The organism is Saccharothrix hoggarensis (assembly GCF_042678885.1).
GTDB classification, from domain to species: Bacteria; Actinomycetota; Actinomycetes; order Mycobacteriales; family Pseudonocardiaceae; genus Actinosynnema; species Actinosynnema hoggarensis.
In genome coordinates this window covers 1-13,105 of record NZ_JBHTLK010000201.1, presented here as the reverse complement: position 1 = coordinate 13,105, position 13,105 = coordinate 1, and the positions used below count along the sequence as shown (strand labels likewise).

Annotated in this window: 12 protein-coding genes; 6 read left to right on the top strand and 6 right to left on the bottom strand. The window is 72.6% G+C overall.

Annotation, left to right across the window (positions count from 1 at the left end; genetic code table 11):
* Positions 1-644, top strand: a 644-nt coding sequence (locus tag ACFQ3T_RS28140; protein WP_380727636.1) for an MFS transporter, incomplete at its 5' end; no start/stop codon positions are given.
* Here ACFQ3T_RS28140 and ACFQ3T_RS28135 read toward each other — a convergent pair.
* Genes ACFQ3T_RS28135 through ACFQ3T_RS28120 form a run of 4 tightly spaced genes read right to left on the bottom strand, consistent with a single transcriptional unit; the run spans position 559 to position 4,877 of the window.
* Entirely contained in the window at positions 559-1,749 is a 1,191-nt protein-coding gene (locus tag ACFQ3T_RS28135) for an MFS transporter (RefSeq protein ID WP_380727634.1), read from the bottom strand. The genes ACFQ3T_RS28140 and ACFQ3T_RS28135 overlap by 86 nt on opposite strands.
* A complete protein-coding gene (locus ACFQ3T_RS28130) occupies positions 1,746-2,303 on the bottom strand; it encodes an ArsR/SmtB family transcription factor (protein WP_380727631.1) in 558 nt (185 codons plus the stop codon). The genes ACFQ3T_RS28135 and ACFQ3T_RS28130 overlap by 4 nt, the downstream gene beginning before the upstream one ends.
* 49 nt (positions 2,304-2,352) lie before the next feature.
* Positions 2,353-3,945, bottom strand: coding sequence for an ABC transporter permease (locus ACFQ3T_RS28125; RefSeq protein ID WP_380727629.1), 1,593 nt, complete (start codon positions 3,943-3,945; stop codon positions 2,353-2,355).
* The gene (locus ACFQ3T_RS28120; protein WP_380727627.1) at positions 3,942-4,877 is read right to left on the bottom strand and encodes an ABC transporter ATP-binding protein; all 936 of its coding nucleotides are present in this window, start codon (positions 4,875-4,877) and stop codon (positions 3,942-3,944) included. Before ACFQ3T_RS28120 ends, ACFQ3T_RS28125 begins: the two co-directional genes overlap by 4 nt.
* Positions 4,878-4,971: 94 nt before the next feature.
* On the opposite strand from ACFQ3T_RS28120, the gene ACFQ3T_RS28115 reads away from it, so the two are divergent.
* Positions 4,972-5,466, top strand: a complete 495-nt coding sequence (locus tag ACFQ3T_RS28115) for a GbsR/MarR family transcriptional regulator (protein WP_380727625.1) — start codon at positions 4,972-4,974, stop codon at positions 5,464-5,466.
* A gap of 174 nt (positions 5,467-5,640) precedes the next feature.
* Positions 5,641-7,446, top strand: a complete 1,806-nt coding sequence (locus ACFQ3T_RS28110; protein ID WP_380727623.1) for a S8 family peptidase — start codon at positions 5,641-5,643, stop codon at positions 7,444-7,446.
* A 60-nt stretch (positions 7,447-7,506) separates the two neighbouring features.
* Here the strand turns inward: ACFQ3T_RS28110 and mshC are convergent, their stop codons facing one another.
* The gene (mshC, locus tag ACFQ3T_RS28105) at positions 7,507-8,745 is read right to left on the bottom strand and encodes a cysteine--1-D-myo-inosityl 2-amino-2-deoxy-alpha-D-glucopyranoside ligase (RefSeq protein WP_380727621.1); all 1,239 of its coding nucleotides are present in this window, start codon (positions 8,743-8,745) and stop codon (positions 7,507-7,509) included.
* A gap of 100 nt (positions 8,746-8,845) precedes the next feature.
* Between mshC and ACFQ3T_RS28100 the strand changes: the two genes are divergently transcribed.
* A complete protein-coding gene (locus ACFQ3T_RS28100) occupies positions 8,846-9,634 on the top strand; it encodes an SPFH domain-containing protein (protein ID WP_380727619.1) in 789 nt (262 codons plus the stop codon).
* A gap of 71 nt (positions 9,635-9,705) precedes the next feature.
* Positions 9,706-11,496, top strand: a complete 1,791-nt coding sequence (gene ctaD / locus ACFQ3T_RS28095) for an aa3-type cytochrome oxidase subunit I (protein ID WP_380727617.1) — start codon at positions 9,706-9,708, stop codon at positions 11,494-11,496.
* Between the two features lie 37 nt (positions 11,497-11,533).
* Here ctaD and ACFQ3T_RS28090 read toward each other — a convergent pair whose 3' ends face one another.
* Positions 11,534-12,508 carry a helix-turn-helix transcriptional regulator gene (locus ACFQ3T_RS28090; RefSeq protein WP_380727615.1) on the bottom strand — a complete coding sequence of 325 codons (975 nt, stop codon included), beginning with the start codon at positions 12,506-12,508 and terminating at the stop codon, positions 11,534-11,536.
* A 136-nt stretch (positions 12,509-12,644) separates the two neighbouring features.
* Here ACFQ3T_RS28090 and ACFQ3T_RS28085 point away from each other — a divergent pair, with 136 nt between their 5' ends.
* Positions 12,645-13,040 (top strand): RidA family protein, encoded by a 396-nt coding sequence (locus tag ACFQ3T_RS28085; protein ID WP_380727613.1) that lies wholly within the window; start codon positions 12,645-12,647, stop codon positions 13,038-13,040.
* Positions 13,041-13,105 lie beyond the last annotated feature (65 nt).

Here is a 13,105-nt window from a genome sequence, read left to right as displayed (position 1 = left end):
CGCCGCGCGGCGGTGACCGGCCGGGGCTGCGCAGCGCGTGGCGGCCGCGGACGCTGCGACTGGCGGCGGTCGGGTTCGTCGGCTGGGGGTGCCTGGGCGGGGTGTCGTTCCTGGTCGCGCTGCGGCTCGGGGACTCGTTCGCGCTCGGCGCGGGTCAGCGCGGGCTGGTGCTGACCGGGTTCGGGCTGGTCGGGATCGTCACCGCGCGGCTCACCGGGTGGTTGATCGACCGGGTCGGGGCGCGGTGGTGCGTGCTGACGGGCGCGGTGGTGGGCGGGGTGCTGCTGGTCGGGGTCGGCGTGTTGCCGTCGGTGGTGGCGGTGGGTGCGTTGTGGGCCGCGGCGGGCGCGTTCAGCCAGGCGGTGATCGTGGGCCTGAACGCGCTGGTGCTGTCGGCGGGCGGCAACCGGGGCGGGTCCGTGTCGGTGGTGCAGTCGCTGCGGTTCCTGGGCGGGGCGGTGTCGCCGGTGGCGTTCGTGCCGCTCTACCACCTGGACCCGGTGGGCGCGTTCCTCGTGCCGGCCGGCCTGGTCCTGGCCGTGCCGCCCGTCCTGCTGCTCAGGCGGGGACGCGCCGACGCGCCGTCCCCAGCGTCGCCAGGGCCACCACGCCCGCGACGAGGTGGAGACCGGCCTGGGCGTTGAGGAGCGCGGACAGGCCGAGCACGGGCGTGAGGACGCCGGCGAGCACCATGCCGAGCGCCTGGCCCGCGTCGTAGAGGCTGAGGAACGTCGCCATCACCCGGCCGCGCACGTCGTCGCCCGAGTGGAGTTGCAGCACGGACATCAGCCCGGCGCCCGCGATCACGCCGGGCAGGCCGACCAGGGCGAACGCGGCCAGGTAGAACACCAGCGCCGTGGTCAGCCACGGGCCGTTCCAGCCGAGCGCGGAGACCACGCCGAACGCGAGCAGCGCCACGCCGAGGAGCCGGCCCGGTCCGAGCCGGCGGGCCGCCACGCCGAGCAGCAGACCGCCGAGCAGCCCGCCGACCGCCTGCACGCCGCGCAGGACGCCGACCTCGGCCGCTCCCCCGCCGAGCCGGTCGGTCACGAACACCACGAACAGCACGACGAACAGCCCTTGGCTCGTCGCCATCAGCCCGGCGACGGCCACCATCGGCCGCAGCGGTCCGCGGATCTCCCGCAGTCCGTCCAGCCAGGCCCGCCACACGGGTTCACGAGCCTCGCGGGCCGCGTCGGCGGTGGTCAGGGTCGCCAGGAGGCCCGCCGCGAGCAGGAACGACGCCACGTCGGCCAGCACCACGCCCGGCAGCCCGGTGTACCCGAGGAGCAGCCCGCCGAGCGACGCCCCGACGAGCCGGGCCACGGTGCTGTTGACCGCCACCAGCCCGTTCGCCGCCGGCACCTGCGCCCGCGGCACGAGCGTCGGCAGCAGCGCGTTCTTGGCCGGCTCGAACAGCGCCGCCAGCGCGGCCTGCACCGCCGTGACCACGTTGACGAGCACGAGGTCGCCGGTGAGCAGCGGCAGCAGGGTGACCGCCTGGGCGAGGCTGACGAGCAGCATCACCTTCCGCCGGTCCCAGCGGTCGGCCAGCACCCCGGCCAGCGGTGACAGCGCCAGGCTGGGCAGCAGCGCCACCACGAACGTCGTGGCGGTCGCCGCCGCGGAGCCCGTGAGCTGGTAGACGTACACCGGCAGGGCGACCAGGAGCACCCAGTCGCCCACCTCGGAGACGAACCCGGCGACCCACAGCCGCCGGAACGCGGGCACCGCCAGCGGGCCGGTCATCGCGGGAACGCGCGGATGCCGACGTGCGCGGGCAGGGCGCCCTCGGGCGCGTCCTCGCGCACGGGCACGAGGTACGGGCGCAGGATGTCGTCGATCATGCCGAGCAGGCCGGACAGCTCCTCGGCCGTGACGTTGACCGAGTAGCCGTGCATCCCGGAGGCGTCCAGCCACTCGCGCGGCAACTCGTGCTGCCGGTCCAGGAACCGCTGCGTGAGCCGGTTGTCCTCGTTGAGCTGCAACGCGATGAGGGCGTCCTGCTGGGCCCGGACCTCCGGGTCGTCGTCGAACGCGCCGATGTCGTAGCCGACCGACGTGGCGCGCCACGGCCGTTCCCGGCCGTCACCGGCCTCCTGCCGCTCCACGAAGCCGGCCTTCGCGAGCTGCCGCAGGTGCCAGCTGCAGTTGGACGCGGTGGAGCCGACCGCCTCGGCGCACTCGCTCGCCGTGCGCGGGCCGACCGCCACGAGGTGGTTGAGCAGCGACACGCGCAGCGGGTGGGCCAGCGCCTTGAGCGCGTCGACGTCGGTGATCCGTCGGGGCCGTGGGAGTTCCATGACCCCGACGGTAGACCTGGAAGAGTTCTTTCGAAAGAGCTCTTTCAGATCAGCCGATGTCGCGCCGCCGGAACCCGGCGAGCCCGACCCCCACCAGCACGACCGCGATGGCGGTCAGCCACACCAGCGGACCGGCGGTGACGTCCGCCCCGGGCACCTTCGGGATGTGCGTGAACGGGGACAGGTCCATCGCCCACTGGTCGAACTGGAGCAGCGGGCCGAGCTGCCCGAGCACCAGGAACACCACGATCACCGCCCAGCTCAGCGACGCCAGCTTCGGGACCAGCGCGAACAACGCCAACGCGAGACCCGCGACGACCCACACCGCGGGCACGTGGGTCAGCGCCGCGCCCACGAGCCGGACGACCTGCCCGCCGACGTCGCCGACGCGGGCGCCGTGCACCAGGCCCGCGCCCACACCGGCGGCGGCCAGGACCACGGCCGTCCCGACGGTGGCGAACGCCAGGTGCCCGGCCACCCAGGCGTACCGGCTCACGGGCGTGGCCAGCACCGGCTCGGCCCGGGCCTCGCTCTCCTCGGTCCGCAGCCGCAGCGTCGCCTGCACCACGTAGATCGCGCTGAACAGGGCGATGATGCCGACGATCGACGCCAGGTACACGTCCACGATCGCGCCGGAGCCGCCCATCTGGGCGATGATCTTCTCCAGCGCCGGGTTGGCCTCCAACATCTGCTCCACGCCGCGCGCGACGGACCCGTAGACGGCGCCGAGCACGAACAGGCTCAGCGTCCAGCCGAGCAGCATGCCCCGCTGCAACCGCCAGGCCAGCCCGAACGCGCCGCGCAGCGAGCGGGGCGCGCGGGCGGGGCCGAGCCGCGTCGGCAGGAGTCCGCCGCCGAGGTCCCGCCTGGTCACGAGCGTCGCCGCGACCGCCAGCAGCCCGGCGAGCGACAGCAGCGGGAGCAGCAGCACCCAGTACCGGTCGCCCGCGAACGGCCTGATCTGCTCCACCCACCCGAGCGGGGACAGCCAGGTCAGCCACGTCGGCCCCTGGTCGCCCGCCGCGTCGCCGACGGCGCGCAGCAGGTAGGCCACGCCGAGGACGCCGCCGGCGATCGAGTTGGCCGTGCGCGCGCCCTCGGACAGCTGCGCGGAGACCGCGCCGACGCCGGTGAACACCCAGCCGGCGGACGCGAACGCGGCCCCGAACGCGAACGACCCGGCCGGCGACTGGCCGACGCCCAGGAGCCCCAGCGCGACCAGCAAGCCGATCAGCGTGCTCGCGAGCAGCGCCACCAGCACGGCCGCGCCCAGCGGCGCGTGCCGGGCGACGACGCCGGAGCCGATCAGCTCCAACCGTCCGGTCTCCTCCTCGGCCCTGGTGTGCCGGGTGACCAGGAACAGGCACATGAGCCCGACGAGCAGTGAGCCGAACACGCCCCAGCGCCAGGCCAGCACGCCGCCGATGGTCGACGGGTCGTGCAGCGGGCCGAGCATGGCCAGGAACGCCGGGTTGCCGCCGGCCGTCGCGCCCAGCTGCCGCCGGGACTCGACCGAGCCGTACAGCTCCTCCAGCGTGGACGCGGTGGACAGGGTGATGCCGACCAGGCCGATGACCCACGCGGCGAGCAGCAGCCGGTCGCGGCGCAGGGCCAGGCGCACCAGCGAGCCGAGCCCGGTCACGACGACACCGCCTCCTCGATCTCTCCGCCGGCGACGCGGCCGCGGGACGGCGCGTCGTCCTCGTAGTGCCGCAGGAACAGCTCTTCGAGCGTCGGCGGCTGGCTGGTCAGGGTGCGGACACCGCTGCCGACCAGCGCGCGCAGCGCCCCGTCGAGGTGGTGGGTGTCGACCTCGAACCGCACCCGCTGCCCGTCCACGCGCAGGTCGTGCACGCCGGGCAGCCCGGCCAGGCCGTCGGGCGCGCCGACCAGCTCGGCGGAGACGCTGGTGCGGGTGAGGTGCCGCAGCTCGTCGAGGGTGCCGGTCTCGACGGTGCGGCCGTTGCGGATGATGCTGACCCGGTCGCACAGCGCCTCGACCTCGGCCAGGATGTGGCTGGACAGCAGCACGGTCCGCCGGCCGCGCAGCTCGTTCACGCACTCCTGGAACACCGCCTCCATCAGCGGGTCCAGCCCCGACGTCGGCTCGTCGAGGATCAGCAGCTCCACGTCCGACGCCAGCGCGGCGACCAGGGCGACCTTCTGCCGGTTGCCCTTGGAGTACGTGCGGCCCTTCTTGCGCGGGTCCAGCTCGAAGCGCTCCAGCAGGTCGGCCCGGCGCTTCTCGTCCAACCCGCCGCGCAGCCTGCCCAGCAGGTCGATCACCTCCCCGCCGGTGAGGTTCGGCCACAGGCTGACGTCGCCGGGCACGTAGGCGAGCCTGCGGTGCAGCGCGGCGGTGTCGCGCCAGGGGTCGCCGCCGAGCAGGGACGCGGAGCCGGCGTCGGCGCGCAGCAGGCCCAGCAGGACGCGGATGGTCGTCGACTTGCCCGACCCGTTGGGGCCGAGGAAGCCGTGCACCTCCCCCTCGCGGACGGTCAGGTCGAGCCCGTCCAGTGCACGTGTCGGACCGAAGGCCTTGACCAGGCCCGACACGGATATCGCAGCAGTCATGAGCAGTAAGCTACTGTCATTTCACAAACTCGTGAAGTTAAGGAAGCGTATAAACTGCCACCCGTTCAGAGGACCTCGAAGGGATGATCCGGCGGTGACCCAAGTGGACGAGCGCGAGCGGGACGACCAGGCGGTGCTGCGCTTCATCGAGCGCTTCTCCTCGGTGTTCACCGAGTCCGGCATGCCCAGGATGCCGTCGCGGGTGTTCGTCGCCCTGCTGGCCACCGACTCCGGCCGGCTGACCGCCGCCGAGCTGGCCGACCTCCTGCGCGTCTCACCCGCCGCGATCTCCGGCGCGGTCCGCTACCTCACCCAGGTGAACCTGGTGAGCCGGGAGCGCGAGATCGGCACCCGCCGTGACGTCTACCGCGTGTTCGACGACGTCTGGTACGAGGCGCTGTTCCGGCGCGACCAGATGTTCCGCCGCTGGGAGGGCCCGCTGAAGGAGGGCGTCGACGTCCTCGGGCCCGAGTCGGCCGCCGGGAAGCGCATCGGCGAGACCCTGATGTTCTTCCGGTTCATCCACTCCGAGCTGCCCAACCTGCTCGCGCACTGGCGGGCGTACCGGGACGAGCACCTCGGTTCCTGAGGTCAACGGTCAACGCTGTTACGACCTTCGGCTCTACTGGTGGGTCGGAATTGTCCCGACGATGCAAGTGACCAGGTCTTCACCACCGTTCGCGCGAACGTCCCCACCCTGCACGCCCGGCCGACCGGCGCCCGCCGGAGCGGTCGAGCAGCCCTGCCCGAGGGAGACCCCGTCATGGGAGACGCCCGCACCACCAGAAGACTGGCCGTGCTCGGCTTAGCCGCTGTGTCGGCCGCCGCGCTGGCCTTCGCGAACACCGGAGTGGCGGCCGCCGAGGGCGACGTGCTCGGCGCCGAGCGCGCCGACGCCGTCCCCGGCTCGTACATCGTCGCCCTGCACGACTCGGCGTCGCCGAGGTCCGCGTCCGCGTCGACCGCGTCCGCGCTGGTCGGCAAGTACGGCGGCCAGGTCCGCGCGGCCTGGCAGCACGCGCTCAACGGCTTCCACGCCACCCTGTCCGAGGGCCAGGCCCGGCGCCTCGCCGCCGACCCGCGGGTCGCGTTCGTGCAGGCCGACCTGCCGGTGACGCTGGACGCGGTGCAGCAGAACCCGCCGTCGTGGGGCCTGGACCGCATCGACCAGGCGAACCTGCCGCTCGACAACGCCTACAACTACTCGACGACCGCGAGCAACGTGCGGGCGTACATCATCGACACCGGCATCCGCACCACGCACACCGACTTCGGTGGCCGCGCGACGTGGGGCACGAACACCGTCGACACCAACAACACCGACTGCAACGGCCACGGCACGCACGTCGCCGGCACGGTCGGCGGCACCGCGCACGGCGTCGCCAAGGGCGTGCAGCTCATCGCGGTCAAGGTGCTCAACTGCGCCGGTTCCGGCACCACGGCGGGCGTGGTGAACGGCGTCGACTGGGTCACCCGCAACGCGGTCAAGCCGGCCGTCGCGAACATGTCCCTGGGCGGCGGCGTGGACACCGCCCTCGACACGGCGGTGCGCAACTCCATCGCCGCGGGCATCACCTACGCCGTGGCGTCGGGCAACTCCAACGCCAACGCGTGCAACTACTCCCCGGCCCGGGTGGCCGAGGCGCTGAGCGTGAACGCGTCGACCAGCACCGACGCGCGGGCCTCGTTCTCGAACTTCGGCACCTGCACCGACCTGTTCGCGCCGGGCCAGAACATCACCTCGGCGTGGATGACCAACGACACCTCCACGAACACGATCAGCGGGACGTCGATGGCGTCGCCGCACGTCGCGGGCGCGGTCGCGCTGTACCTGGCGAACAACCCCACGGCCACCCCGCCGACGGTGAACGCGGCGATCGTCGCCGCCGCCACCCCGGACAAGATCACCAACGCGGGCACCGGCTCGCCGAACAAGCTGCTGTTCACCGGCACGGCGACCCCCGGCGGCCCGGCCGTCGCCAACCCCGGCAACCAGTCGACCACCGTCGGCACGCCGGTCAGCCTGCAGCTGTCCGCCTCCGGCGGCACCGCGCCGTACACGTTCTCGGCCACCGGCCTGCCCGCCGGCCTGTCGATCAGCGCCTCCGGCCTGATCAGCGGCACGCCGACGACCGCGGGCACCTACTCGGTGACGGCGACCGCGACCGACTCGGCGTCGCGCAGCGGCAGCACCACGTTCTCGTGGGCCGTCACCACCACCGGCGGCGGCTGCGCGCCGGTCACCAACGGCACCGACGTGACCATCGGCGACAACTCCGACGTGAACAGCCCCATCACGCTGAACTGCTCGGGCACCGCCTCGGCCTCCACCACCGTGCAGGTCGACATCCGGCACACCTACATCGGTGACCTGGTCGTCGACCTGGTCGCGCCGGACGGCTCGGTCTACAACCTGCACAACCGCAGCGGCGGCAGCGCCGACAACATCGTCCGCAGCTACACCGTGAACGCCTCGTCCGAGGCCGCCGCGGGCACCTGGAAGCTGCGCGTCCGCGACCAGGCCTCCCTGGACACGGGCTACATCAACAGCTGGACGCTCGACGTCTGAGCCCGGTGAACAGCGGCGGGGCCGTCCCCTCGGGGGCGGCCCCGCCGTCGTCGGGGGTGGTTACAGCTCCACGCCGAGCAGGGAGTCGACCGCCGCGCGGAACAGCGTCGGCCCGGTCGCGTCCGACCCTCCGGTCGACAACGCCTCCGCGGCCCACGCGTCGAGCGCCGCCAGGGCGCGCGGCGTGTCGAGGTCGTCGCCGAGGTGGTCGCGCAGGCGCGCCACCGCGTCCACCGCGCTCGGCCCGGACGCCAGGGCCGCGGCCCGCCGCCACGTCGCCAGCCGGGCCTCCGCCGCCGACAGCAGCTCCGCGCTCCACGGCCGGTCGGAGCGGTAGTGGCCCGCGAACAACGCCAGCCGCACCGCGTTCGGGTCGACCTTCTCCGCCCGCAGCTTCGACACGAACACCAGGTTGCCGCGCGACTTCGACATCTTCTCGCCGTCCAGGCCGATCATCCCGGCGTGGACGTAGTGCCGCGCGAACGGGTGCTCGCCGGTCACCGCCTCGGCGTGCGCGGCGGAGAACTCGTGGTGCGGGAAGATCAGGTCCGACCCGCCGCCCTGCACGTCGAACGCCGTGCCGAGGCGGTTCAGGGCGATGGCGCTGCACTCGATGTGCCAGCCGGGGCGGCCGGGGCCGAGGTCGGACGGCCACGACGGCTCGCCCGGCCGGGCCGCGCGCCACAGCAGGGCGTCCAGCGGGTGCCGCTTGCCGGGCCGGTCCGGGTCGCCGCCGCGCTCGGCGAAGAACCGGTTCATCGTCTCCACGTCGTAGTTCGACTCGTAGCCGAACCGGCCGGTCGCCGTGTGGTCGAAGTACACGTCGGGGTGCTCGGCGTCGTCCACCTTGTACGCCGCGCCGCCGGCCAGGAGCTTGCCGATGGCCTCGACGACCTCGGGGATCGCCTCGACGGCGCCGACGTACTCGCGCGGCGGCAGCACGCGCAGCGCCACCATGTCCTCGCGGAACAGCGCGGTCTCCCGCATGCCCAGGACCACCCAGTCGTCCTGGTCGCGTTCGGCCCGCTCCAGCAGCGGGTCGTCGATGTCCGTGACGTTCTGCACGTAGTGCACGTCGTGCCCGTTGTCGAGCCACACCCGGTGGACCAGGTCGAACGCCAGGTAGGTGGCCGCGTGCCCGAGGTGGGTGGCGTCGTACGGGGTGATGCCGCAGACGTACAGCCTGGCGGTGGCGCCGGGCGCGGTCGGGCGCACCTCGCCGGTGGCGGTGTCGAACAGCCTCAGCGGGCGCGGCTCGCCCGCTACCCGCGGGACTGGGGTGGATGACCAGGTCTGCATGTCAACGACCCTAACTCGCGTGCCGGGGGGCGGAAGAACGTCCACCTGCCGGGACGACGGGCGTACCCTCCGGGGCAGGGGGCCACGGGAGGTGGTCGCGATGACCCTGACCATCGTCATCGGCGTGCTCGTCCTGGTCATGCTCGTGCTCGCGGGCAGCGCGCGCGTCGTCAAGCAGTACGAGCAGGGGCTCGTCTTCCGCTTCGGGAAGGTGCGGCCCGCGCTGCGGGGTCCGGGCCTCGCGCTGGTCGTGCCGGGGGTGGACCGCCTGCGCAAGGTCAACCTCCAGATCGTCACGCAGCCGATCCCGGCGCAGGACGGCATCACCCGCGACAACGTCACCGTGCGCGTGGACGCCGTCGTCTACTTCAAGGTGGTCGACGCGGTGCGGGCGGTGGTGAACGTGGAGGACTACCGGTTCGCCATGCTGCAGGTCGCGCAGACGGCGCTGCGGTCCATCATCGGCAAGAGCGAGCTGGACGACCTGCTGTCCAACCGGGAACGCCTCAACCAGGGCCTCGAGCTCATGATCGACAACCCGGCGGTGTCGTGGGGCATCGAGATCGACCGGGTCGAGATCAAGGACGTGGCGCTGCCGGAGAGCATGAAGCGGTCCATGTCGAGGCAGGCCGAGGCGGAACGCGAGCGGCGGGCCCGCGTCATCACCGCGGACGGCGAGCTCCAGGCGTCGAAGAAGCTGTCCGAGGCCGCCGCGACGATGGCCGCGACGCCCGCCGCGCTCCAGCTCAGGCTGCTCCAGACCATCGTCGAGGTGGCGGCGGAGAAGAACTCGACGCTCGTGCTGCCGTTCCCGGTGGAGCTGCTGCGCTTCCTCGAACGGGCGTCGGGCGCGATCGAGCAGCAGGTCAAGGCACCCGATCAGGGCTGAGCGTTTGCCGCCCACCCGGGACGGGAGGAGCATGGCCCCTGGCTGACGTCGTCGGGACGAGGGAGGCGGTCATGACCGCGCTCAAGCCGGAACCGGTGATCACGCACCCCGGCGCGGCCAGACGGCGTCCCAAGGGCGCGGTGCTCCTCGGCCTGCTCCGGACGACCGACCCGAAGCAGATCGGTCTGCTCTACCTGACGTCGTCGTTCATGTTCTTCATGGTCGGCGGGCTGATGGCGCTGCTCATCCGCGGCGAGCTGGCCCGGCCGGGCCTGCAGTTCCTGTCGAACGAGCAGTACAACCAGCTGTTCACCATGCACGGCACGATCATGCTGCTGCTGTACGCGACGCCGATCCTGTTCGGGTTCGCCAACTACATCCTGCCGCTGCAGATCGGTGCGCCGGACGTGGCGTTCCCCCGGCTCAACGCGCTGTCGTACTGGCTGTACCTGTTCGGCGGGCTGACCGTGATGGCCGGGTTCCTCACGCCGGGCGGCGCGGCGGACTTCGGCTGGACCGCCTACACGCCGCTGAGCAGCGCGGTGCACGCGCCGGGCGTCGGCCCGGACCTGTGGATCATGGGCCTGGCGGTGTCCGGCCTCGGCACGATCCTCGGCGGCGTCAACATGGTGACCACGGTGTGCTGCCTGCGCGCGCCCGGCATGACCATGTTCCGGATGCCGATCTTCACCTGGAACATCTTCGTCACCAGCATCCTGATCCTGCTGGCGTTCCCGATCCTCACCGCGGCCCTGCTGGGCCTGGCCGCCGACCGGCACCTCGGCGCCCACGTGTTCGACCCCGCGAACGGCGGGGTGATCCTGTGGCAGCACCTGTTCTGGTTCTTCGGCCACCCCGAGGTGTACATCGTCGCGCTGCCGTTCTTCGGCATCGTCAGCGAGATCTTCCCGGTGTTCAGCCGCAAGCCGCTGTTCGGCTACAAGGGGCTGGTGTTCGCCACGTTCGCGATCGCCGCGCTGTCCGTGGCGGTGTGGGCGCACCACATGTTCGCCACCGGCGCGGTGCTGCTGCCGTTCTTCTCGCTGATGACGTTCCTGATCGCGGTGCCGACGGGCATCAAGTTCTTCAACTGGATCGGCACGATGTGGAAGGGGCAGCTGACGTTCGAGACGCCGATGCTGTTCAGCATCGGGTTCATGGCGACGTTCCTGCTCGGCGGGCTGACCGGCATCATCCTGGCGTCGCCGCCGCTGGACTTCCACGTCACCGACACCTACTTCGTGGTGGCGCACTTCCACTACGTCCTGTTCGGCACGATCGTGTTCGCCACCTACGCGGGCATCTACTTCTGGTTCCCCAAGATGACCGGGCGGATGCTCAACGAGCCGCTGGGCAAGCTGCACTTCTGGACCACGTTCCTCGGCTTCCACCTGACGTTCCTGATCCAGCACTGGCTGGGCAACATCGGCATGCCGCGCCGGTACGCCGACTACCTGCCGAGCGACAACTTCACCCTGATGAACACGATCTCCACCATCGGGGCGTTCCTGCTGGGCGCGTCCGTGCTGCCGTTCGTGTGGAACGTGCTGCGCAGCTACCGGTTCGGCGACCCGGCCGACCGCGACGACCCGTGGGGCTTCGGCAACTCACTGGAGTGGGCGACGACGTGCCCGCCGCCGCGGCACAACTTCACCGAGCTGCCCCGCATCCGGTCCGAGCGGCCCGCGTTCGAGCTGCACTACCCGCACATGGTCGAGCGGATGCGGGACGAGTCGCACTTCTCCCTCACCCGGCCGGGCAAGCACCGCGTCGCGCCGGACACGCTGACGGAGAAGGCGCTCGCGTCGACCGAGCGGGAGCGCGAGACCAAGGACGAGATCAAGGAGGACCGGCGCGACTGAGGCCGCCCGCGGGCCGTCGGCGACGGCCGCCCGGTGCTCAGGACGGCGTCACGTAGCGGGCGGCGATCGCGGCGGCGCGGTCGTGCAGGGCGGCGCGCAGCCACGGCGGGGCCAGGGCTTCCGCGCCCGTGGCGAGCTGCCACAGCGCCCACTCGGCGTGCCGCCTGTCCTGGAAGGTCACCTCCAGCCGCAGCAGGCCGTCCGCGTCGGTGTCCTCCGCGAGCACGGCCACCGCGGTGCGCACCAGTTCCTCGCGCCGAGCCGGGTTCACCCGCACCAGCGCGGAGACCTGGTCGCCGCCTGCCCGGAACCGCGTGCCGCGCTCCTGCCAGGCCCGGTCCAGGTCGACCCGGTCCGGCCGCTGCGCGGGTTCGGGCAGCTCCTCGGCGGCGACGATCCGGGACAGCCGGTAGGTGCGGTCCTCGCCGGCCTTCGCGGCCAGCAGGTAGCCCTGCTCGCGGACGGTGACCAGCCCGATCGGGTCCACCGTGCGCCACCGCGCCGCCTGGCCCGCGGCCGCGTAGTGGATGCGCAGCTTGTGCCCGGCGAACACCGCGCGCCGCACCGCGGCCACGACGGCGTCGGGCACCTCCTCGGCGACCACCCGGCGCGAGAGGAGGTCGGTCTCCGGGTCGATGAGCAGGCGCTCGGCCGCGCCCGCCGCGGTGGCCCGGTAGCTCTCGGGCAGCGCGTCGACCACCTTGCGCATCGCCGACGCGAGCGCCGAGCCGAGGCCGAACGCCTGCGCGCCGCGCCGTGATCCGGCCACCAGGAGGGCCAGCGCCTCGTCGTGGTTCAGGCCGGTCAGCTCCGTCCGGAAGCCCGGCAGCAACGCGAACCCGCCGTGCCGGCCGCGTTCGGCGTAGACCGGGACGCCGGCCGCGGACAGCGCCTCGATGTCGCGCAGCACGGTGCGCGTGGACACCTCCAGCTCGCGGGCCAACGCGGTCGCGGAGAGCCGGCCGTGCCGCCGGAGCAGCAGCACCAGCGAGACCAACCGGTCGGCGCGCACCGGAAAACCCTAGCGGAATACACGACACAGGATGTCGTGTATTCGTTGGGAGGCTGCCACCGCGGCGTCGGAGACGGGCGGCTGTCGAGCCGCTGGGCGTCCGTGCTGTCGATGGATGAATGGAGCTGTTCGAGTCATGGAACGAACGACGGTCAACCCGTGGACGTGGTCGGTGGAGCTGGGGTACAACCAGGGAGAGGTCGTCTCCGGGCACTCCCGGACCCTGTACTGCTCCGGGCAGACCTCGATGGGCGGTGACGGCAAGCCCCGGCACGCCGGCGACGTGGCGGCGCAGCTGGCGCTGAGCCTCGACAACCTGGAGGCCGTGCTCGGCGAGGCCGGCATGACCCTGGCGAACCTCGTGCGGCTCAACGTCTACTCCACGGACGTCGACCTGCTGTTCCCCCACTACGGCGTGCTGGCGGCGCGGTTGGGCGCCGCCGGGGTGGCGCCGACCAGCACGATGCTGGGCGTGGCCCGGCTGGCGCTCCCCGAGCTCATGGTGGAGTTGGAGGGCACCGCCGTCGCGTGACGCGCCCCCCGGTGGGTCCGTCGTGGACGGTCACGCCGCGGCACCGCGCGGGCCGGTCAGGCGTT

Bases quoted from the DNA above. Each gene is read 5' to 3' on its own strand.
- ACFQ3T_RS28135 (WP_380727634.1), bottom strand. From the start codon at position 1,749: ATGACCGGCCCGCTGGCGGTGCCCGCGTTCCGGCGGCTGTGGGTCGCC.
- ACFQ3T_RS28130 (WP_380727631.1), bottom strand. From the start codon at position 2,303: ATGGAACTCCCACGGCCCCGACGGATCACCGACGTCGACGCGCTCAAG.
- ACFQ3T_RS28120 (WP_380727627.1), bottom strand. From the start codon at position 4,877: ATGACTGCTGCGATATCCGTGTCGGGCCTGGTCAAGGCCTTCGGTCCG.
- ACFQ3T_RS28110 (WP_380727623.1), top strand. From the start codon at position 5,641: ATGGGAGACGCCCGCACCACCAGAAGACTGGCCGTGCTCGGCTTAGCC.
- mshC (WP_380727621.1), bottom strand. From the start codon at position 8,745: ATGCAGACCTGGTCATCCACCCCAGTCCCGCGGGTAGCGGGCGAGCCG.
- ACFQ3T_RS28100 (WP_380727619.1), top strand. From the start codon at position 8,846: ATGACCCTGACCATCGTCATCGGCGTGCTCGTCCTGGTCATGCTCGTG.
- ctaD (WP_380727617.1), top strand. From the start codon at position 9,706: ATGACCGCGCTCAAGCCGGAACCGGTGATCACGCACCCCGGCGCGGCC.
- ACFQ3T_RS28085 (WP_380727613.1), top strand. From the start codon at position 12,645: ATGGAACGAACGACGGTCAACCCGTGGACGTGGTCGGTGGAGCTGGGG.